At 65.4% G+C, this 21,027-nt stretch carries 19 protein-coding genes; 7 read left to right on the plus strand and 12 right to left on the minus strand.

Annotated elements, in window-relative coordinates; genetic code table 11:
• Window positions 1-23 precede the first annotated feature (23 nt).
• The gene (locus tag AC3WRI_RS07765) at window positions 24-1,064 is read left to right on the plus strand and encodes a ribonuclease Z (RefSeq protein WP_011616929.1); all 1,041 of its coding nucleotides are present in this window, start codon (window positions 24-26) and stop codon (window positions 1,062-1,064) included.
• Here AC3WRI_RS07765 and AC3WRI_RS07770 read toward each other — a convergent pair.
• Window positions 1,061-2,962 carry a potassium transporter Kup gene (locus AC3WRI_RS07770; protein ID WP_492292980.1) on the minus strand — a complete coding sequence of 634 codons (1,902 nt, stop codon included), beginning with the start codon at window positions 2,960-2,962 and terminating at the stop codon, window positions 1,061-1,063. The genes AC3WRI_RS07765 and AC3WRI_RS07770 overlap by 4 nt on opposite strands.
• Before the next feature lie 217 nt (window positions 2,963-3,179).
• On the opposite strand from AC3WRI_RS07770, the gene AC3WRI_RS07775 reads away from it, so the two are divergent.
• Window positions 3,180-3,743 carry a ProQ/FinO family protein gene (locus AC3WRI_RS07775; RefSeq protein ID WP_011616927.1) on the plus strand — a complete coding sequence of 188 codons (564 nt, stop codon included), beginning with the start codon at window positions 3,180-3,182 and terminating at the stop codon, window positions 3,741-3,743.
• Window positions 3,744-3,770: 27 nt separating this feature from the next.
• Here the strand turns inward: AC3WRI_RS07775 and AC3WRI_RS07780 are convergent, their stop codons facing one another.
• Together AC3WRI_RS07780 and AC3WRI_RS07785 are read right to left on the minus strand one after the other, a co-directional pair.
• Window positions 3,771-4,910 (minus strand): acyl-CoA dehydrogenase family protein, encoded by a 1,140-nt coding sequence (locus AC3WRI_RS07780; protein WP_492292982.1) that lies wholly within the window; start codon window positions 4,908-4,910, stop codon window positions 3,771-3,773.
• Complete coding sequence (locus AC3WRI_RS07785) at window positions 4,903-6,099, minus strand: CaiB/BaiF CoA transferase family protein (RefSeq protein WP_492292984.1); 1,197 nt, start codon at window positions 6,097-6,099, stop codon at window positions 4,903-4,905. The genes AC3WRI_RS07780 and AC3WRI_RS07785 overlap by 8 nt, the downstream gene beginning before the upstream one ends.
• 115 nt (window positions 6,100-6,214) lie before the next feature.
• Between AC3WRI_RS07785 and AC3WRI_RS07790 the strand changes: the two genes are divergently transcribed.
• Window positions 6,215-7,120 (plus strand): LysR family transcriptional regulator, encoded by a 906-nt coding sequence (locus AC3WRI_RS07790; RefSeq protein ID WP_058698544.1) that lies wholly within the window; start codon window positions 6,215-6,217, stop codon window positions 7,118-7,120.
• Window positions 7,121-7,137: 17 nt separating this feature from the next.
• Here AC3WRI_RS07790 and AC3WRI_RS07795 read toward each other — a convergent pair whose 3' ends face one another.
• The 5 genes from AC3WRI_RS07795 to AC3WRI_RS07815 all read right to left on the minus strand — a co-directional run bounded on the left by AC3WRI_RS07795 (window position 7,138) and on the right by AC3WRI_RS07815 (window position 12,195).
• Window positions 7,138-8,205, minus strand: a complete 1,068-nt coding sequence (locus tag AC3WRI_RS07795) for an alpha/beta hydrolase family protein (RefSeq protein WP_011616923.1) — start codon at window positions 8,203-8,205, stop codon at window positions 7,138-7,140.
• A gap of 11 nt (window positions 8,206-8,216) precedes the next feature.
• Window positions 8,217-9,875, minus strand: coding sequence for a bifunctional 3-(3-hydroxy-phenyl)propionate/3-hydroxycinnamic acid hydroxylase MhpA (mhpA, locus tag AC3WRI_RS07800; protein ID WP_011616922.1), 1,659 nt, complete (start codon window positions 9,873-9,875; stop codon window positions 8,217-8,219).
• Between the two features lie 64 nt (window positions 9,876-9,939).
• Window positions 9,940-11,004 carry a maleylacetate reductase gene (locus AC3WRI_RS07805; RefSeq protein WP_492292986.1) on the minus strand — a complete coding sequence of 355 codons (1,065 nt, stop codon included), beginning with the start codon at window positions 11,002-11,004 and terminating at the stop codon, window positions 9,940-9,942.
• 10 nt (window positions 11,005-11,014) lie between these two features.
• Window positions 11,015-11,317 (minus strand): Dabb family protein, encoded by a 303-nt coding sequence (locus AC3WRI_RS07810; protein WP_010809689.1) that lies wholly within the window; start codon window positions 11,315-11,317, stop codon window positions 11,015-11,017.
• Window positions 11,314-12,195, minus strand: coding sequence for an intradiol ring-cleavage dioxygenase (locus tag AC3WRI_RS07815; protein WP_492292988.1), 882 nt, complete (start codon window positions 12,193-12,195; stop codon window positions 11,314-11,316). Before AC3WRI_RS07815 ends, AC3WRI_RS07810 begins: the two co-directional genes overlap by 4 nt.
• A 114-nt stretch (window positions 12,196-12,309) precedes the next feature.
• Between AC3WRI_RS07815 and AC3WRI_RS07820 the strand changes: the two genes are divergently transcribed.
• Both AC3WRI_RS07820 and AC3WRI_RS07825 read left to right on the plus strand, forming a co-directional pair.
• Window positions 12,310-13,233: a LysR family transcriptional regulator gene (locus AC3WRI_RS07820; RefSeq protein WP_058698546.1), complete on the plus strand. Its 924-nt coding sequence runs from the start codon at window positions 12,310-12,312 to the stop codon at window positions 13,231-13,233.
• 50 nt (window positions 13,234-13,283) lie between these two features.
• The gene (locus AC3WRI_RS07825) at window positions 13,284-13,508 is read left to right on the plus strand and encodes a DUF3820 family protein (RefSeq protein ID WP_011616919.1); all 225 of its coding nucleotides are present in this window, start codon (window positions 13,284-13,286) and stop codon (window positions 13,506-13,508) included.
• 18 nt (window positions 13,509-13,526) lie between these two features.
• Here AC3WRI_RS07825 and garD read toward each other — a convergent pair whose 3' ends face one another.
• A complete protein-coding gene (garD, locus tag AC3WRI_RS07830) occupies window positions 13,527-15,092 on the minus strand; it encodes a galactarate dehydratase (RefSeq protein ID WP_010809685.1) in 1,566 nt (521 codons plus the stop codon).
• Between the two features lie 391 nt (window positions 15,093-15,483).
• Here garD and AC3WRI_RS07835 point away from each other — a divergent pair, with 391 nt between their 5' ends.
• Entirely contained in the window at window positions 15,484-16,539 is a 1,056-nt protein-coding gene (locus tag AC3WRI_RS07835; protein WP_492292990.1) for a cyclase family protein, read from the plus strand.
• Window positions 16,540-16,567: 28 nt separating this feature from the next.
• Window positions 16,568-17,809: an ABC transporter substrate-binding protein gene (locus tag AC3WRI_RS07840; protein ID WP_010809683.1), complete on the plus strand. Its 1,242-nt coding sequence runs from the start codon at window positions 16,568-16,570 to the stop codon at window positions 17,807-17,809.
• 104 nt (window positions 17,810-17,913) lie between these two features.
• On the opposite strand, the gene AC3WRI_RS07845 is transcribed toward AC3WRI_RS07840, so the two are convergent.
• The 3 genes from AC3WRI_RS07845 to AC3WRI_RS07855 form a co-directional block, all read right to left on the minus strand.
• Window positions 17,914-18,501: a helix-turn-helix transcriptional regulator gene (locus tag AC3WRI_RS07845; protein WP_011616917.1), complete on the minus strand. Its 588-nt coding sequence runs from the start codon at window positions 18,499-18,501 to the stop codon at window positions 17,914-17,916.
• A gap of 500 nt (window positions 18,502-19,001) precedes the next feature.
• A complete protein-coding gene (pyk, locus tag AC3WRI_RS07850; protein WP_492292992.1) occupies window positions 19,002-20,420 on the minus strand; it encodes a pyruvate kinase in 1,419 nt (472 codons plus the stop codon).
• A 55-nt stretch (window positions 20,421-20,475) separates the two neighbouring features.
• The coding region (locus AC3WRI_RS07855) for an Mrp/NBP35 family ATP-binding protein (protein ID WP_492292994.1) at window positions 20,476-21,027 on the minus strand (552 nt) is incomplete at its 5' end.

A 21,027-nucleotide genomic window follows, 5' to 3' on the forward strand; every position in this document is an offset into this window, starting at 1 on the left:
CGTCGGTCGCACCGCGAGTGAACATGCGCCCCCTGCTGGAAGCCCGCCTCGTCAACGATGCCTTTGGCGATCCAGGGCTGTTCGTAGACTTCCTGGACGAACGGCGCGCGCTGCTGTTCGACCTGGGCGACATCGCCCGGCTGATGCCGCGCGAGCTGATGCGCCTGTCGCATGTATTTGTCACGCATGCGCACATGGACCATTTCTCTGGCTTCGACAAGCTGCTGCGTGTGCTGCTCGGGCGCAAGCCGCGCCTCGTGCTGGTCGGCGGGCCAGGATTCCTGGCACAGGTCGAGCACAAGCTGCTTGCCTATACCTGGAACGTGGTGCATCGCTACGCCACCGAGCTGGTCATCGAAGTGGCCGAACTTGGACTGGACGGGCAGATGCGGCACGCCTGCTTTTCCAGCCGGCACGGCTTTGCCAGGGAGGCCGAAGCGTGTGTCGAGAGGGCCGGCGATATCGTGCATGACGAAGCGACGTTCCGGGTGCGCGCCTGCTTTGTCGATCACGGGATTCCATGCCTGGCCTACCTGGTGGAGGAAAAGGCCCGGCTCGGCGTCAACAAGGAGCGCCTGGCTGCATCGGGCCTGACCACCGGCGCCTGGCTGCGCGAACTCAAGCATGCGGTCCTGACCGGCGCGGCCGCCGATGCCCCGATCCTTGTGCAATGGCGGGACAGGAGCGGCGACCATGCATCGGCGCGAACGGTCGGCGAGCTGAGCCGGCTGATCCTGGATACCGAGCCCGGCCTGCGCATCGGCTACGTGACCGACCTGCGCTATACGAGCGCGAACGTGCAAGCATTGTCGCAACTGATGCAAGGCGTCGACCAGCTCTTCATCGAGAGCGTGTTCCTGGATGTCGACCGGGCACACGGCCTGCGCAAGAACCACCTGACCGCCGCCCAGGCCGGGCGGATTGCGCGCAGCATAGGCGCACGCGCGGTGACGCCGTTCCATTTTTCGCCACGCTATCAAGGGCGCGCCGATGAACTGGCTGCCGAGGTACGGGACGCCTGGGGCACGGAGTCCTTTGCAGAACAGGTACCGCCGGCGGTCTAGATCTTGATCTGCGTGCCAATCTCGATCACGCGATTTGCCGGTATGTTGAAGTAATCAGCAGCATTGCCGGCGTTCCTGCTCATCGTGGCAAACAGACGTTCACGCCATGACGCCATGCCACTGGGACCGCCGGCTGCAGCGACGATGGCCTCGCGACTCAGGAAAAACGAGGTGTCCATGATGTCAAACTCCAGGCCAGCCGCCGGAGGCAGAGCGCCGAGCGCCTGCGCGACATCGGGCCGGTTCATGAAGCCGAAGCGCAGCGTTATCCTGTAGCAGGCGTGTCCGAGCGGCTCAACGGCTGCGCACTCGGTCGCCGGCACCGATGGCACATCCTTCATTCTCACGGTAAGAAACACGACGCGCTCGTGTAGCACCCTGTTATGGTTGAGGTTATGCATCAACGCGTGTGGCACCACATCCGGTGTCGGGGTGAGGAACACCGCCGTGCCGGGCACGCGCGGTGGTGGTGCGAGAAACAGCGAATCCAGGAACGACTTGAGGGGCACGTCGGTACTTTGGAGCCGCTCCAACAACGCTTGCCGGCCGCGAACCCATGTCAGCATCACGACGAATATCCCAGCCCCGACAACGAGTGGGAACCAGCCCCCTTCGGCAACTTTCAACAGGCTGGAGGAAACGAAAGCCATATCCACCGCAATAAAGAAGCCGGTTGCGACAAGGCTTAGCAGCAGGTTGTAGCGCCAACCGTAGTGGATCACAAAGAAGGTGAGAAGCGTCGTCACCAACATCGTGCCGGTGACCGCGACCCCGTACGCCGAAGCGAGATTGGACGAAGATCCGAAGCCGAGCACGGCAACCAGAACCGCAACAAGCAACATCCCGTTGAGAGTCGGTATGTAGATCTGACCGATCGCTCGCTCCGATGTGTGCACCACGTTCATGCGTGGCAGATAGCCCAGCTGGATTCCCTGTTTCGTCAGCGAGTAGGCACCCGAAATCGTCGCCTGCGACGCGATCACTGTTGCCGCTGTCGCGAGTGCAACCATCGGATAAAGGGCCCACGACGGATACAGCAGGTAGAAGGGGTTCTCGATTGCTTTTGCATTCACAATGATCAGCGCGCCCTGCCCCAGGTAGTTGAGCGCAAGCGCCGGGAATACCAGCCCGAACCAGGCCAGGCGAATCGGGGCACTGCCGAAATGCCCCATATCGGCGTAGAGCGCTTCGGCACCGGTGAACGCGAGCAGCACCGCCCCAAGCACCGCGAACGAGGCGAACCCGTGCTGCGTGACGAAGCCGAGCGCGTGCAGCGGGCTGAGCGCGCCCAGGATTGCGGGATACCGGGCGATGCCGTGGATGCCCGCGGCGGCCAGGGCGAGAAACCACACGATCGTGACAGGCCCGAACAGCGCGCCGATGGCGGCGGTGCCATGCCGCTGGAACAGGAACAGCGCGATCAACACACCCACGGATGCCGGCAAGACATAAGGCTGCAGCGCGGTAGTGCCCACCTCGATGCCTTCGAGCGCCGAGAGCACCGACATGGCAGGTGTCAGCACGGCATCGCCATAGAAGAGCGCCGCGCCGAACAGGCCCACCAGCAGGATCGGCGTCGGCGAGCGACCGACCTTTTTCACGGACGACAGGGCGAGCGCGAGCAGTGCCATGATGCCACCTTCGCCCCTGTTGTTTGCCCGCATGATGAGGATCACATACTTGAGCGAAACCACCACCATCAGCGCCCAGAGGATCGCGGAGATACCGCCAAGTATGTTCTCGGTTACGAGCGGGATCCCGTGGGCCGGATTGAAGGTCTCCTTGACCGCATAAAGGGGGCTCGTGCCGATATCGCCGTAGACCACGCCCAACGCAGCAAGCGTGAGCTCTGCACGGGATTGCTGCGGATGCGACGCGTCTGGCGTTTCACCGTTCATGGCATGGGAATCCACCGCTGCTCCTCGATTTTCGAACGGATGGTCCGCCTGCTCAGGGCAATCACGTGAGGGCGCCCCCGCCGAGAGCCCTTCTGTCCGGCCCCGCCTTGCGGCAGCGAGAGACGTATTCGACCCATGCCCGCCGCATGCAAAATGCCGCCAAACCTGTCGTTGGCCCAGCCTTGCTACAATTCTGGTTCACAGAACGGCAAATATCATGGGCTTTGAACAACTCGCAGCACTAAGGGATCAACTGGCAAACAAGGCAAAGGCCGAATCCAAGGCAAAGGCCGAATCACGGGCGGAAGGCAAGCGCCGGCGCCCTGCGCCGGCTGCCGCGCAGGCTGCGGCACCCGCGAAGCCGCCCGTCGATCCTGTGGTGCATTCCATTGCCCGGCTGCAGAAGCACTTCCCCAAGGCGTTTCCGAAGAACCCGGCGCCCAAGGTGCCGCTGAAGGTCGGCACGTTCGAGGATCTGGCCCAGCATGCGGGCAAGCTGGCCCTGACCGAGGCGGAGCTGCGTGAAGCGATCCGCACCTGGTGCAGCGGCGCACGCTATTGGTCGTGCATGGTGGAAGGCGCCAAGCGGCTGGACCTGGAGGGCAATGAGGCCGGCGTCGTCAGCCTGGCGGATGCCAAGCGGGCCCAGCAGCTGAAGGCCCGCCGCGGTGCGGGCACCCGGCCGCGGAAAGCCAAGCCCGCCACGCCCGCTGCCACGCCTGACACCCCTGCCGCGCCCGACGCCACGCCTGACAGCCCCGACACGCCTGCCACGCCCTGATCCCCACCGTCGGATCTGCAGCGGCGCTTACGCCAGCACCGCGCGCGCGATCACCGTCCGCTGGATTTCCGACGAGCCTTCATAGATGCGCAGGATCCGCGCATCGCGCACCAAGCGCTCCAGCGGCATTTCGCGCGTGAAGCCGTAGCCGCCGTGGATCTGCAGCGCGGCGTCGGTGACAAAGCCGACCATCTCCGAGGCATAGAGCTTGGACATCGATGCCTGCTCGGTGAAGGGCTCTCCGTCCCGGCGCCGCACCGCCGCCTGCAGGGTCAGCAGCCAGGCCGCCTCCAGCCGCGTGCGCATGTCGGCAAACATCCATTGCAGGCCTTGCTTGCGCGCCAGCGGCTCGCCGCCGACCTGGCGCTGCCTGGCCCAGTCCGCCGCGCACGCCAGCGCTGCCTCGGCAATGCCCAGGCTGGTGGCAGCCACGTCCAGGCGGCTGTTGTCCAGCACCTTCATGGCGGTACGGAAGCCCGTGCCTTCCGGCCCCAGCCGGTTGGCGGCGGGAACGAAGCAGTCCAGCGCCACCTCATGGGCCGGCGCCCCGCGAATTCCCATCAGTTTCTCGGCGGGCGCGATCTGCACGCCCTCGCTGTGCCGGTCCACCACGAAGGCGCTGATGCCGCGCGTGCCGGCGGCGGGATCGGTCTTGGCGTAGACGACGATAAAGTCCGCAGCGTCCGCGTTGGAGATGAAGTGCTTGACCCCGCGCAGGCGGTAGCCGTCGCCCTCCGGGGTGGCGCGCGTGGCCATGTCCGCCGGGTTGGAGCCGGCGCGCGGCTCGGTCAGCGCAAAGGCGCCCAGCTTGCCGCCGGCGGCCGCATCCGGCAGGTAGCGCTCGCGCAGGCTGTCGTCGCCGCCGATCAGGATGGAATCGGTAGCCAGGTAGTGCGCGCCGATCATCGACGAGGTCGAGGCGCAGGCCTTGGCAACCTCCGCCAACGACAGGATCAGTGCCACCGGCGAAGTCTCGGTCCCGCCCCAGCGCTCCGGCAGGTTCATCCCCATCAGGCCGAGCTCGGCAAGTTGCGGCACATAGCACGTGGTGGAGGCTTCGGCCCGGTCCACCTCGGCCGCCTTCGGCGCCAGTTCGCTTTGCGCGAAGCGTCCGATGGCATCGGCAATCTCAAGATCGCCCGGCTCTACGCCCAGTCGCTTATGCATGTTGTTTCTCCTTGCTGAACACTTGCGGATGCGCCGTGGCAGCATTGGCCAGCTCGGCCAGGATGGCTTCGGTGTGCTGCCCCAGCGCCGGCGCGGGCGTCACGCGGTTGGCGCCGTAGCCGGAGAACTTCACCGGCTGCGACGGCAACCGCACGGTGCCGCCCTCCGGCCCGGGCACTTCGGCAAGCAGGCCGCGGTGGGCGGCATGGTCGCTCTCCAGGGCTTCCTTGACGTTGCGGATAGGCGCGACAGGGATGCCCGCCTCGCTCAGCAGGCGGTTCACCTCGGCCACGGAACGGCTGGCCGACCAGGCTTCGAGACCGGCGCGCAGATCGCCCTCGAAGCGGCAGCGCGTCTCGTCGTCGGCAAAGCGCGGGTCCTGCGCCATCTCCGGCCGGCCGATGGCATTGGCCAGCGCCTGGAACAGCTTGTTGTTCAGCACCGCCACCACATAGAAGCCGTCCGCGGCGCGGTACACGCCGAACGGCGCGGACGAGGGATGGCGGTTGCCGACGCGCAGCGGCGCCAGGCCGGTCGCGGCATAGCGCGCGACCAGGGTGGCGCTCAGGCTCAGGGTGGCGTCGAACATCGAGACATCGACATGCGTGCCCCGCCCGGTCTTCTCGCGCGCCAGCAGCGCGGCCAGCACGCCCCATGAGGCGAACAGGCCGCTGACCGCATCGGAGACGGCCTCGCCCAGCATGGTCGGGGCGCCGTCCGGGGCGCCGGTGGCATCCATCAGCCCGCACATTGCCTGCAGGATGATGTCGTAGGCCGGACGGTGCGATTCCGGCCCGGTCTGGCCGAAGCCCGACACGCTGGCGTAGACCACCGGCGGATTCAGCGCACGCAGCGCCTCATAGCCGATGCCCAGCTTGTCCGCGACACCCGGGCGGAAGTTCTCGACCACCACGTCGGCCCGGGCGCAGAGCGAGCGCGCCAGCTCCAGGCCCGCTGCCGTCTTCAGGTCGATCACGATGCTCTGCTTGTTGCGGTTCATGGCAGAGAACAGACCGCTCTTGCCATCGACGAAGGGACCGACCGCGCGGTAGTCATCGCCGCCAGGCGGTTCGATCTTGATCACCTCTGCGCCAAGGTCGCCGAGCAGCGCCGTGCAGTAAGGGCCCGCCAGCACGCGCGAGAAATCGATCACGCGGATGCCGGCAAGCGGCAGGTCGGAATGAGTCACGTCTTGGCCTCCAGGCTTGCAAACCCGCGGGCTTGCGTTTCAGTGACACCGATTCTGCGCAGCGCATGCTATCAAGTAAAATATTGAATTCGACTAGCACCTATAGGATTTTTTGATGCGCGTCTCCTTGCGGCTGTTGCGCTACTTCGCCGCGGCGGCCGAAACCGGCAGCACCACGGCGGCTGCGCGGCTGCTGAACGTCTCGCAGCCCTCCATCTCCGTTGCCATCCGCGAACTGGAGACGCTGTTCGAGGAAGCCTTGTTCGCCCGTGATGTCGGCGCAAGGATGACCCTGACCCGCTTCGGCGTACGCAAGCTGGCGGAAGCGCGCCACATCCTCGGGGCAGCAACGGCATTTGAAGTGGACAAGAGCGGCGATGCCGCTGCGGGCGAGGTGCAGATCGGCGTCTTCCGCACGCTGGCGCCGGTCTATCTGCCGGTGGTGCTGCGCCTGGCACGCGAGCGCTATCCCAAACTGTCGGTACGCTTTGTCGAAGGGGATCTCGCACAACTGGAAGACTGGCTGCACGGCGGGCAGATCGAGCTGGCGCTGACTTACGACGTAGGCATGCCCGAAGACATCGAGCGCGAACTGCTGGCAGAGCTGCGGCCCTACGGCCTGCTGCCCGCGGGCTCGCGGCTGGCCAGGCGCAAAGGCAGCCTGTCGCTGCACGAACTGGCGCAGGAACCGCTGATCCTGATCGACCTGCCGCACAGCCGTGAATTCCTGATGGCGCCGTTCTGGCAATTCGGGCTGCAGCCCGAGGTGCGCTACCGCGCGACTTCGCTGGAACTGGCGCGCGGCATGGTGGCGAACGGACTGGGCGCGGCGCTGCTGATCACGCAGGCGCCGGCGTCGTCCCAGATCACCGCCGTCGTGGAAAAGCCGATACGGGAAGATACCGTGCGCCAGCCGCTGGTGATCGCGCGCACGGCCCGTGCGACGCGCACCCGCGCGTCAGAGTTGCTGGCCGAGTGCGTGCGCGCGGCTGTGGAAGAAGCGAAGATCCGGCGCGCTTGACGGCGCGCGGCGTCCATTCAGCAGAGCCGGTCCGCGAACCAATCCGCCACCAGGGCAGTCCGCTCGGCCGCGTGGTTGTAGATCGTATGCTCGCCATCCGGCCAGATTCGTAGCGTCACGTCGTCCGTGAGCGCCGCGTCCAGGAACGGCTGCTGGTCTTCCAGCTTCACCAACGGATCCTCGCCGCCATGCAGCACGAGCAGCGGGCAAGCGATCCTGTCGCGGTGCGAGTGAAAGCGCATGCGTTCGAAATTGGCCTGGATGGCTGCCTGGTTCGTGCTGCCCAGCATGGCGGCTGCCTGCTCCTCGAACGTCCGGAACGGCAGCAGTGTGGGAGCTGCGAGGGCACCGTTGATGCAGCACGCCCGGATCCTGTCGTCCGTCGCTGCCGTGGCTGCCGCCCAGAGCCCGCCCACGCTGTTCCCCCAGATGCCGGGGACGCCAAGCGATGCATCCTCGGCTATCCGTGACACAAAGCACCGGTAGGCCGCGGGAATATCCACGTCGACATGAATGCCGTGGACCAGCCGGGTTTCGCCCTGCCCCGGGCCTTCCGCCATCAGCGTGGCGAGACCGCGTTCCGCCAGGGCCCGCGCCAGCGGCAGGTATGCCACCCCCCAGCCGCTCTGCCCGCCAAAGAGCAGCACGGTGCCGCGCGCGTGGCCGGCTGGCGGGCGCATCAGCCACCCTGTCAGGCGACCATTTGCGAATGAAAGCTCAACGCGCTCGAGGCCTTGTGCGGACCAGTGGCAAAGCTGGTGCGTCGCAGCCACCAGGCGACTGTACAAGCCGAGTTTGCGTGGCGCGTCGTGATTGAAGGCCATCTGCGCAAAGACCAGGTCGGCAATCGCCATGGACTGGGCCTGGGCGGCTGTCACCAGGTGGCCGGCCCTGGCAGCATGCTCGGCGCGCTCCAGCTGAGCATCGGCGAGCGACTCGGCCACGCGATCCCAGTCCTCTCCCCGGCTGGTGGCGTCGAACAGCCGGACGGCGTCGGCATAGTCCATGCCGCAATCCAGCAAGCGTGTGACCGGCATCGCCCGCTGGAACGCAAGCGCTGCCGAAGAAACCGTTGTCGTCATCATGGCTCCCGCGCTCACGAAACAGCCGCTGCGCTGGTCCCGGCCAGCATGCTGGATTGCGCCGCACCGCGCCAGTGCAGCTTCTGGCGCAGGGAATCGACCAGGCCGGGCAGATGCGCCAGGTCGGAAACGCCGCCGAAGACTGCAAAGTCCGGCCGGCTGATGTAAGCCTGCATGCCATGCGCGCGCATGAACGCTGCCTGCGCGCCATTGAGTTCCACCACTGCCCCGGGTATCGACGCCGCGTCGGACAGCACGACGATATGGCAGCCGAGTTGCTCAAGGAAACCGAGCTGGCCTTCATCGAGGTAGCGCAACGGATCGTCAAGAGCGATCAGCAGGAAGCCATGACCGACCACGTCATCGAGGCGCCCTTCGACTTCCCCCTTGCGCACGCGTCCCTGCGGAGCGGGCGTGCCGATCGCGGGCAACAGGCTGCCATCCACCTCGGCATGCACGATGCCGGCTTCGAGCCTCGGAAACGGCGGCATCGGGGGGATCGACCGGGCCCGGAATGCGGCGTCGCGCTCGGCAACCTTTTGCGGATCGTCTTCGTTGGCAACCTTGCCAAGGAATCTCGCCATCTCCATGATCTTGCTGACGTGGGGCCTGCGCTCTTCTTCATACGTATCCAGCAGACCCGGCGCGCTTCGGCCACTGAGCACCAGGTCCAGCTTCCAGGCCAGGTTGATGCCGTCTCGCATGCCCGAACACGCGCCTTGCCCCATATAGGGCATCATCGTATGCGCGGCATCGCCGGCCAGGAAGATCCGCCCGTCGCGCCACCGGTGCGCCATGCGGGTTTCGAACGTGTAGACGACATGGCGCAACAGGCGCATGTCTTCCGGGCCCAGGCCATGCTGCTCCTTCAGCCAGCGCCAGCCGACGGCCTCGTCCTCCCAGTAGGCAGTATCCTCGCCAGGCAGCACCCGCAGTTCGAAGCGAGTCCGCCGGGTGCCGATCGGCATGTACATATGGGCCCGCGCCGGGTCGCAATAGATGGTCGTGAGCGAGAACTTCTCGCCAAGGTCCCGCTTGTTCTCCGAGTCAAGGTTCAACCAGCGCTCGTTCTGCCCGAAGTCGTCGCGTTCGATGCACAGACTGCGGCGGACAAAACTGTTCGCCCCGTCGGCGCCAATGACGTACTTTGCGATGAACTCGCGCGACGGTGTCGTCCATTGCGAGTCCTGCGCGCCGCGCCAGAGGTGCGCGGAGATCCTGACGCCATCCTCGTCCTGCCTGAGCGTCTCTGCCTCCCAGCCGCGAAGGATCTCGACCCCGGGAAAGCTTGCCGCGCGCTGATGAATGGCGTCTTCGATATCGGGCTGGTAAATCGAGATATGGGCCGGGAAGCCGCACGCGTGCCCGGTCCAGTCCAGTTCAATGAGGAGCTCATCGTCGGCGTTGCGATACTGATACGGACCCAGCCCACAGGCATCGCGCAGGGCCTGGTCAACGTCTCCGCACGCCTGGACGATCCGTGCCGTCTCGCCATCGATATGGGTCAGGCGCGGCAGGCCATAAGGCGTGGGCCAGCGTTCAATGACAACCACCTTGTAGCCAGCCTCCCCCAGCAGCGAGGCCGCGACGAGTCCGGTCGGGCCATATCCGATCACGGCTACGTCGAAGATTTCTGCGGCCGGCTCGGGTGTTTGCTTCGGATTGATGCTCATGCTTTGTCTCCATCTATATTGGTTTTGGGGGCCGCTGTCCCGTGGCAGCTCGGCGAGTTGCGCATTACGGGCGCGTTCCGTCGAAGGCGTCCTGCAGCAGCGCACGCAAGTCCTCCCGGGAAATCGGGCGCGGATTCCAGTAGGGATTGGCGCTGGCAATCTCCGCGGCGCGGTCCAGGTCCGCGTGCGCCATGCCGAGTTCACGCAGCGACGTCGGCGCCCCGAGCTTGCTCGCCAGGTCATGGACGCCGCGCGCGGCTTTGTCAGTGCCCAGGGCGCGGGCGATCCGCTGCATTGCCTGCGGCGCAAAGTCCGCGTTGAACGCCAGTGCGTGTGGCAGCACCACCGTGTGAGTCTGGGCGTGCGGCAGGTTGAAGCTGCCACCGAGGGTGTGGCAAAGCTTGTGGTGCAGTGCCATGCCAACGTTGCTCAGGACCATTCCGCACAGCCACGCACCGTAGAGCGCCTGGCCGCGGGCCACAATATCGGCGGCGTCGCGATGGATGCCAGGCAAGCCCTGGCCCAGGGCACGGATACCTTCTTCAGCGATCAGGCTGGTGATCGGATTGGCATTGCTGGCGTAGAGTCCCTCGGCGGCATGCGCGATGGCGTTGATGCCGCTGGTCACGGACAGGTCGACCGGCAGGGTCAGGGTCAGTTCCGGGTCGTAGATCACCGCCCGTGGCAGCACCCGCATATCGCTGCCGGTACGCTTGACCCCGCCCTCGGTAACGCCGTAGATCGGGGTCATCTCGCTGCCGGCATAGGTGGTGGGGATCGCCAGGATGGGAATGCTGCTTTCCAGGGCAATCGCCTTCCCGAGCCCGATCGTCGAACCGCCGCCAAACGCGATGGCACAGTCGGCATTGCAGGCCAGGGCAAGCTCGCGTGCTTCCCGGGCCGTGTCGATCGGCACATGCATGACTGCACGGTCGAACAGGCCTGCCGCGCGCTGGCCAAGGGATGCCATGATTGCCTGCGCCCCATCGCGCTGCTCGGGCGTGCACAAGACCAGCGCGCGCTGCGCGCCGAGCAAGCCGATCTCGCGCTCCAGGTGCTGCAGGCTACCCGCGCCAAATACGACTCTGGCAGGCGCTGCCTGGTAGACGAATTCCAGTGCTGTTTCCATATTGCATCCCTCAATCAATGGTGTAGTCGACCTGGTGGCGGGCGATGCGCAGCCCTGCCAGCTGCTCGCGGACGCGAAGGTGCTCCGGGTGATCGGCGTAGGCCTTGAGCGCCGCGAGCGATTCGAACTCGGCAAGCAGCACCGTGTCGCACGCGTAGTCAACGCGGCTCACGTCGATACCGACCTCCACGTGGCGCAGGCCTGGAATGCGGCCGGGCAAGGCCTCGAAGGCCGCCTTGATGCGTTGCTGGGCATCAGCCCGTTCATGCGCCGTCTCACCCTTCACCTTCCACATGACGATGTGCCTGATCATTTCCGTTCGTGCGCGCGGCTCAGGACAAAATCAAAATCGAGGGTGTAGTAAGGGTCCTTGAGCAAGCTGCCATCAGGCGCGATGCCCGGCGGGTGCTGCACCCAGTCAGCCACCAGCGTCGAGCGCACGCCAAATACGGCGTCGGAGTCGAGGTAGCGGTCACCGTCGCGAAAGACATGGGTAATCAGCGTCTCGCAACCCGGTGCACTGATCATGAAGTGCAGGTGGGCAGGCCGCCAGGGATGGCGGCCAAGCGCCTCCAGCAGCGCGCCGACCGGGCCGTCATGCGGAATCGGATAGGGTTCGGCCAGGATCGAGCGAAACGAAAACCTGCCGTCTTCGCCGGTTCGCAAACGCCCGCGCGCACGGTGGGTATGCTCGCCGTCAGGGCCCGGAATCTGCACGTCATAGTGGCCATGCTGGTCCGCCTGCCAGACTTCGATGGTGGCGTCCGGAATGGCCGTCCCTTCCCGGTCCCGCACCTGCCCGCGCACAAAGCAAGGCTCGCCTTGCGCGCCATTCGAGATATCTGCGCCGCTGTCGTACGCGGGACTGTCTTCCACGTAGAACGGGCCAAATACAGTGGATTCAGTGCAGCCCGCCGGTTTCACATTGTTTTGCGCCGTCACCAGCATCGACAGGCCAAGCACATCGGATAGCAGGATGAATTCCTGGCGCTTGTCATCGGTGATGTGGCCCACCGAAGTCAGGAAGCGAATGGCCGCGAACCATTCTTCCTCGCTCAGCTTCACATCACGCGCGAACGCATGCAAATGCTGGACGAGACTGGTCATCACGGTGCGCAGGCGCGCATCGCGGCAGTTCGCCATCGACGCAAGCACCGCCTGCGTGATCGTGTCTTCATTGAGGTTTCGCATTCCGGGTGTCTCCGCATGTTTTCTGCTTCTCGCTTGCTGCTAACATTAATTCCTTCCTCCACAGGTAAAAAGAGGTGGAAGCGAAGTAGTGTTCTCCTCTAGCCGGAAGAATTGATGGACAAGTGGACGCAGATTGAGTTTTTTGTGCAGGTTGCGGAACTCGGCAGCCTCACAAAGGCGGCGGAGCAACTCGGCATGTCGAGTGCGGCAGCCACCCGCTGCCTCAATGCGCTGGAAGAGCGCCTGGGAGCGCGCCTGGTCGAGCGCACCACGCGCCGGCTCTGGCTCACGGATGCCGGCCGTGAGTATCACCGGCGCTGTGCCGCGATGCTGGCTGAAATGGCCGAAGCCGAGGCCGCCATCAACGAGGCCACGCTCAATCCAACCGGCGTTCTTCGCGTGACCGCATCGGCATCCTTCGCGATGATCCATCTCGCGCCGGCATTGCCGGCATTTCGGGCGTGCTATCCGAACCTGGCGGTCCAGATCATTGCTGCCAATCGCTACCCTGACTTTATCGAGGCCGGGATCGATGTGGCCATCCGGACACGCGAACATGAGGGGGATTCAGGGATTACGGTGCGAAAACTGGCCGAGACGCGCCGCGTACTGGCGGCGTCGCCTGGCTACCTTGCCGAGCGCGGCATGCCAGATGCACCAGATACCTTGCGGCAGCATCAGATGCTCATTTACAACCTTGCCAATGATCCCTACCTGCTTCACTTCCGGCGAGGCGACGAAACGGCAACCGTACCTGTGACCAGCGTGCTCGACTCCAATGAAGGCCAGGTGATCCGCGCAGCGGCCCTGGCGGGCCATGGCATCCTGGTACAGCCGCTCTACATCATCTACGAAGACATCGTTGCCGGCCGGCTGGTGCCGGTCCTGCCGGATTGGCAACTGCCCAAGCTGACGATCAACGTCGCGTATCAGTGCCGCCGCCACCAGCCGGCCAGGATTCGCGTCTTCATCGACTTCCTGTTCGAACGATTCGAGCGGCTTGGACTCGCGAGAAAGTGGGAGATGACCGCCAGGTAGTGCGGCTTGCTGACTGTGATAGCGTGGAGCCTTCCGACTTTCCGCCACCCATGAACGATTTCGACGCCGACGCCCTCAAGCGGCTGGTCACAGTCACCATGCCCTTTGGCAAGCACAAAGGCACGGTGATCGCCGACCTGCCAGGCAACTACCTGAACTGGTTCGCGCGCGAGGGCTTCCCGCCGGGGCAGATCGGCGCGCTGCTGGCGCTGATGCATGAGCTGGACCACAACGGCCTGTCGCATCTGCTCAGGCCGTTGCGCGGGCGCACCTAGCGCCGTCAGAGCCGAGGCTCAGGTCACCGGTGCCGGGTTGAACAGCACCAGCGCATTGCGGATCTTCCAGTGCTCGGCCCATGACTTCTTGCCACTGGCCACGGCCAGCAGCGTGTGGAACAGCTCCCAGCCCACTTGCTCGATGGTGGCCTCGCCGGTCGCGATGCGGCCGGCGTTGACATCCATCAGGTCGTGCCAGCGCCGTGCCAGGTCGTTGCGGGTGGACACCTTGATCACCGGCACCTCGGCCAGCCCGTACGGCGTGCCGCGCCCGGTGGTGAATACGTGCAGGTTCATGCCGGCGGCCAGCTGCAGCGTGCCGCAGACAAAATCGCCCGCGGGCGTGGCGGCGTAGATCAGCCCCTTCTGCGTGACCTTCTCGCCGGGGCCGGTGACGCCGTGGATCGGGCCGGTGCCCGACTTGACGATCGAGCCCATCGCCTTTTCCACGATGTTCGACAGGCCGCCCTTCTTGTTGCCCGGCGTGGTGTTGGCGCTGCGGTCGACCTTGCCCTGCTCCAGGTAGCGGTCGTACCAGGCCATCTGCCGCACCAGCGCCTCGGCCACCTCGGGCGTGGCCGCGCGCGCGGTGAGCTGGTCGATGCCGTCGCGCACCTCGGTCACTTCGGAGAACATCACCGTGGCCCCGGCGCGCACCAGCAGGTCGGTGGCAAAGCCCACCGCGGGGTTGGCGGTGACGCCGGAGAAGGCATCGCTGCCGCCGCACTGCACGCCGACCACCAGGTCTGACGCCGGACAGGTCTCGCGCCGGCGCGCGTTCAGGCGGGCCAGATGCTTCTCTGCCGTGGCCATGATCGAATCGATCATCGAGGCAAAGCCCACGTGCTGCTCGTCCTGCAGGCAGACCACGTCGGGCTCGCCCTCCTGCTGGATCGGGATGGTGCCGGCGCCGATCAGGCGCGCCGGCTGCAGCTTCTCGCAACCCAGGCTGACGATCATCACCTCGCCGCCGAAATTGGGGTTCAGCGCGATATTGCGGATGGTGCGGATCGGGATGCCGGCATCGGGCGCGTCGATTGCCACGCCGCAGCCGTAGGTATGCTCAAGGCCCACCACGTCGTCGACATTGGGATACTTCGGCAGCAGTTCTTCCTTGATGCGCCGCACGGCAAACTCCACCACGCCCTCCACGCACTGCACCGTAGTGGTAATGCCCAGGATATTGCGTGTGCCAACCGAGCCGTCCGCATTGCGGTAGCCCTCGAAGGTATAGCCTTCCAGCGGTAGCAGCGGCGCCACGCGCGTGCCGACCGGCAGGTCGTGCAGTTCCGGCGCGGCCGGCATGCGGATCACGCGCTCATTGACCCAGCTGCCGCGCGGCAGGTCTTTCAGAGCATAGCCGATCACCACGTTGTAGCGGATCACCGCGTCGCCCTCGCGCAGGTCAGTCAGCGCCACCTTGTGGCCCTGGGGTACGCCCTCGGCCAGCACCAGGCCGCAGGGGAATTCCGTTCCCGCCGGCAGGCCGCCGTCGTTGGCCACGATCGCGACGTTGTCGTTCGCGTGCATCGTGATGTACAGCGGGCGAGCCGCCTGTCCACCTGCTGTCGGGGTCACTGTCATGTCATCTCCAGCCGGGTGCGCGTCGCGCACTTTTAGTGTTACGTTGTCTGACAACATGCTATCCGTTTATGGTGATCTACGGCCCCGGGAATTCCCTATCCTCTACTATTTCTGGGCGGAAATAAGCAGCTTCCTCAACCTAGTTGTACGATAACACATCATGAACCGGCATTGCCCGCCTCTATAAGGATGCCGCCCCGCCGTAATCCTGCTGCACCGCAAAATGACCATTCCCCGTAATATGGCCTATAAGGGATGCAACCGGTTTCATGCCACGAGAACCGGACAGGAGACCTTCCCGCGTGGCCACGCGCATCGCGCAACCACGCCGCACCGATACCCCATACACCGGCCGCTCCCTCGGCCACGCACACGACAGGAGGCATGACTCATGCGCTGGAAGCAACGTCCGCAAGGTTCCAACTGGGGTGACTTCGGCCCCGACGACCAGCTCGGCCGCATCAACCTGATCTGCCCGGAACAAGTCGTCAAGGGCGCGCGCGAGGTGCAGGCCGGCATCAGCTTCTGCCTGTCGCTGCCGCTGGACTACCCCGGCGGCAACAAGCTCAACCCGCGCCGGCATCCGCCGGTGCTGCGGCCTACCCTGCGCGACGACATCCCCTATTTGAACTTCCCGCTGGCCAAGGTCGATCCCACCGCCACCGACGTCATCAGCGACGACCAGGTGCTGCTGTGCCTGCAATACAGCACGCAATGGGATGCGCTGGCGCACGTGGGGGCGCTGTTCGATGCCGACGGCGACGGCCGCCCGGAGCGCGTGTACTACAACGGCTACCGCGCCAACGAGCATATCGTCGGCCCGGTGGACTATGCCGAGGATGACAACTTCGCCGCGCACCCTTGCGGCCACGACCACAGTGCCGCGCAGGCGCTGGGCATCGAGAACTTCGCGGTCAAGGGGATGCAGGGCCGCGGCGTGCTGGTGGACCTGGCGCATACCTTCGGCATGGACTTCCGCAATGTCGGCTACGACGACCTGATGCACGCGCTGGATGCCGGCAATGTGGAAGTCGAACGCGGCGACATGCTGCTGCTGCGCACCGGCTTTGCCGAGGTGGTGCTGTCGATGCAGCGCAAACCCGATGAAGCCGTGCTGCACCACAGCTGCTGCGCGCTGGACGGCCGCGACGAGCGCCTGCTGAACTGGATCACCGATGCCGGCATCGCCGCGCTGATCGCCGACAACTACGCGGTGGAACGCTACCCCGCCCGCCCCGCGCCCGACGGCGACAAGAGCCACCCGCTGCTGCCGCTGCACCACCATTGCCTGTTCAAGCTGGGCCTACCGCTGGGCGAGCTGTGGTACCTGCGCGAGCTGGCGGACTGGTTGCGCGCCAACGGCCGCACCCGCTTCCAGCTCACCGCCCCGCCGTTGCGCCTGCCCGGCGCGGTGGGGTCGCCGGTGACGCCGATCGCCACGGTATAAGCCAACAACAATAAACCAGGGAGACACCATGAACCATCGCCACGCGCTCCGCCGCATTGCCGCCAGCGCCCTCGCCTTCGCCGCGGCGCTTGCCTGCGGCACTGCCCAGGCCCAGCCCAGGGCCGCCGTCTCTGACGATGTCGTCAAGCTCGGCATGCTGCTCGACATGAGCGGCCTGTATGCCGACGTCACCGGCCGCGGCAGCGCCACCGCCGCGCAGATGGCCATCGACGATTTCGGCGGCAAGGTGCTGGGCAAGAAGATCGAGCTGGTGGTGGTCGATCACCAGAACAAGGCCGACATCGCCGCCAACAAGGCGCGCGAATGGTTCGACACTGCCAATGTCGACGCCATCCTCGACGTGGCCGCGTCTGCGCCGGCGCTGGCGGTGCTTGAGGTTGCACGACAGAAGAACCGCATCGTGGTGTTCTCCGGCCCGGGCACCGAGCGCATCACCAACGACCTGTGCACGCCGGTGTCAGTGCACTACGCCTACGACACCTACGCGCTGGCCAACACCACCGCGCGCGCGATGGTGCAGCGCGGCGGCAAGTCCTGGTTCTTCCTGACGGCGGACTACGCCTTCGGCCACACGCTGCAGGACTCGGCCACCGCGGTCGTCAACGAGACCGGCGGCAAGGTGCTGGGCGCCGCGCGCCACCCGCTGGCCACCAGCGACTTTGCCTCTTACCTGCTGCAGGCGCAGGCCAGCAAGGCACAGGTGGTGGGCCTGGCCAATGCCGGCGGCGATACCGTCAACGCGATCAAGGCCGCCTCCGAATTCGGCCTGACCCGCAACAACACGCAGCGCATGGCGGGCCTGCTGCTCTATATCAACGACATCCACGCCATCGGCCTGAAGACGGCCTCCGGGCTGGTGCTGACCGAAGCTTTCTACTGGGATATGAACGATGCCACGCGAGCCTGGTCGCGCCGCTATTTCGACAAGCTCAGGAAAATGCCCAACATGAGCCAGGCGGGTGCGTATTCATCGGTGACGCACTACCTGAAGGCCGTGCAGGCAGCCGGCACAGACGAGACCGCGGCGGTGATGAAGAAGATGAAGTCGATGCCGATCAACGACTTCTTTGCAAAGAACGGCCGCATCCGCGAAGACGGCCGCATGGTCCACGACATGTATCTGTTCGAGGTCAAGACGCCGGCCGAGTCCAGGTACCCATGGGACTACTACAAGGTGCTGGCCACGGTGCCGGGCGAGCAGGCGTTCATGCCGGTGTCGAAATCGCAGTGTTCGCTGGTCAGGCGCTGATGGCGGCGCCGGTAGAGATAAGCGATTTATGAGGCGCGGGGACGAAGTTTCTGACCAATACAGATCATGGTTTGTATTCGAGAAATACAATCTATATTGCGTATTTAGTCCCTGGTCAGATTTTCCAGCCACAGGCTCATCAACCCCGCCCGGCCCCTGACGCCGAATTTCCGGAAAATGCCGGTCACATAGGAATGGGTCGTTGAAACGGCCAGGCCGAGGCGCTGGGCAATCTGCTTTTCCGATGCGTCGGTCAACAGCAGCCGCAAGACCTTCTGCTCGTGGGGCGCCAACGGAACGGAAGAAAGCGCCAGCCCAAGGTCAAGAATGCTCTCCTTCTTCAGCGCAGTGACATCGCGGGCAACCCCGACGCGCAACCGTTCCGACTGGAGCCATCCGGCGGACCACATGATATGGACGGCACTGCCGTCCTTGTGGCGATAGCGGTTTTCAAAACCGATCCGCTTCTTTCCCGACATCACCTGCTTGGCCTCGATAATGGTCCGGTCCCGGTCGGCGGGCATGACCAGATCGATGATGAACTCGCCCGCCATATCCTTCGGCGTATAGCCAAAAATGCCCTCGCACGCGGCGCTGACATACTGGATGCGGCCGCCTGTGTCGACCAGGAATACGGCGTCCAGCAGTTGGTCGGCAAACGCAGTGATGTCTTTTCCGATCTCGATACTCATGGCAGTCCAGACCCCCGATACTGGCGCTTGTACTGGCGCCTTGATTGGCCCCTTCGCCCGGATTTCAGCCGAACGCGGGTCAACGTGAAGACTAGACCACGCGCCAGCGCATGTACAGTGTTGGCATGATAAGACCGTGCATGGCTGGCCAGCCGGAAGGCCTTTAACCGCGCCACTCATGCCTGCGCGCCGTCAAAGGCACCCTGCTGATTGGCAGGGTATGACTTTTGCACGGTTTCGATACCATCATGGCCATCATTTGCCCGGTCTTCGGCTAAATAACAACAGCCCCGCCGGGGGCTTCCAAAGCCGTAGTCAACGAGAGTCGGGGCAAATGAGCCAAGCCTCAGCATTGCCTACCTCTTTCGAGGGGGGGAGTCGAGGTCAGGAGGGGAGCGGCCCGGCCCGCTGACGGAGGTGGCAGTGCCTCTGTCAGCGGGGACCGTGCAACGCTGCGGCAATGCCCCGGGTCGTACCTGTTCGGCGGTGTCCCTACCCCCTCATTGGATCTGCGCAATCCGCAGCAGGTTGGTGGTTCCCGCCACCAGGAACGGCAGCCCCGCGGAGATGACGATGGACTGTCCGGCTTCCCCGAAGCCCTCCGCCAGCACAGTGCGGCTGGCCAGATCGGTCATCTCCGGCACATCCAGCACCTCGTGGCAGAGCACCGCATGCACGCCCCAGGTGAGCGTCAGCCGCCTCGCCGTCGCCATGCGCGGTGTCATGCCGAGAATGGGCACCTGCGGCCGCTCGCGCGCCATACGCAGCGCCGAATAGCCCGAGCTGGTATAGGCGACCGTCGCCGGCACCCTGAGCAAGCCCACGATATGCCGCACCGCATAACCGATGGCATCAGCCGCGTCCGCGCGCGGCGGCGTGTGGGATGCCTCGATGGCGTCGCGGTACAGCGGGTCGGATTCCGTGCGGGAGATAATGCTGTTCATCATTCGCACCGCCTCCACCGGATACCGGCCCGAAGCCGACTCGGCCGACAGCATGACCGCGTCGGCACCGTCGTAGATCGCCGTCGCCACGTCTGACGCTTCCGCGCGGGTGGGCACCGGGGCGGCAATCATCGATTCGAGCATTTGCGTGGCAACGATGACCGGCTTGCCGGCCTTGCGGCATGCGCGGACGATCTGCTTCTGCAGCGAGGGCACCTGCTCGGCCGGCATCTCCACGCCCAGGTCGCCGCGCGCCACCATGATGGCATCGGCCTCGGCGACGATGAGGTCCAGGCTCTGGATGGCAGCGGGCTTTTCCAGCTTGGCGACAATGCCGGCGCGGCCGTTGACAATTGCCTTGATCTCCCGGATGTCTTCGGGCCGCTGCACGAAGGACAGCGCGATCCAGTCCGCACCCAGGGCCAGACCGAAGTCGAGGTCGCGCCGGTCCTTCTCGGTCATGGCTGACAGCGGCAGGACCGCGTCCGGCACGTTCACCCCTTTTCGGTCCGAGAGCGTACCGCCGTTGACGACCGTGGTCTCGGCGAAGCCGGCGCCGCACTGCTCGACGCGCAACCGGATCTTGCCGTCGTCCAGCAGCAGCTCGACGCCTTCCCTCAGCGCGGCGAAGATCTCCGGGTGCGGCAGGCAGACCCGGCTGGCCGAGCCGGGCGCCGCGCTGTCCAGGTCCAGCCGGAAGCCGGCTCCCGCGGCCAGTTGCACTGGCCCGTCGGCGAAGGTGCCGATGCGCAGCTTCGGACCCTGCAGGTCGAGCAGCACACCGATGGGGCGGCCTCGCTTGCGCTCCACGGCGCGGATCGCTTCGAACCGTTGCCGGTGGTCTTCGTGGGTGCCGTGGCTGAAGTTGAGCCGGAAGACATCGGCACCGGCCTCGAACAGCGCGTCGATGAGCTCGGGGGTGCTACTCGCGGGGCCCAGCGTGGCCACGATCTTGGCGTTGCGAAGGCGTCTCATGCCATTGCTCCATGTCAGCGCGCGACGGGCGCCGCGCGTAAATCGCTCACCCTGGTCAGGTGTTCTGCACGACGATGCTCGGGAACTTGCTGGTCATGTCGCGCGCCTTGTCGGCGACCTTGATCGCCACCTTGCGCGCGATGGCGCGGTACATCCCGGCCACCGGGCTGTCGGGCTCGGCCACCACGGTCGGGCGGCCGGAGTCGGCCTGCTCGCGGATCTGCAGGTTCAGCGGCAGGCTGCCGAGCAGGTCGACGCCGTAGTCGGCGCACATCTTCTCGCCGCCGCCGTGGCCGAAGATATGCTCGACATGGCCGCAGTTCGGGCAGCAGTAGACCGCCATGTTCTCGACGATGCCCAGGATGGGAATGCCCACCTTCTCGAACATCTTCAGGCCCTTCTTGGCATCCAGCAGCGCGATATCCTGAGGCGTGGTGACGATCACCGCGCCGGTGACCGGCACCTTCTGCGACAGCGTCAGCTGGACGTCGCCGGTGCCCGGCGGCATGTCGACGATCAGGTAGTCCAGGTCGTGCCAGTTGGTCTGGCGCAGCAGCTGCTCCAGCGCCGAGGTGACCATCGGGCCGCGCCATACCATCGGGTTGTC

It is taken from the genome of Cupriavidus sp. FW305-27, from assembly GCF_058787995.1.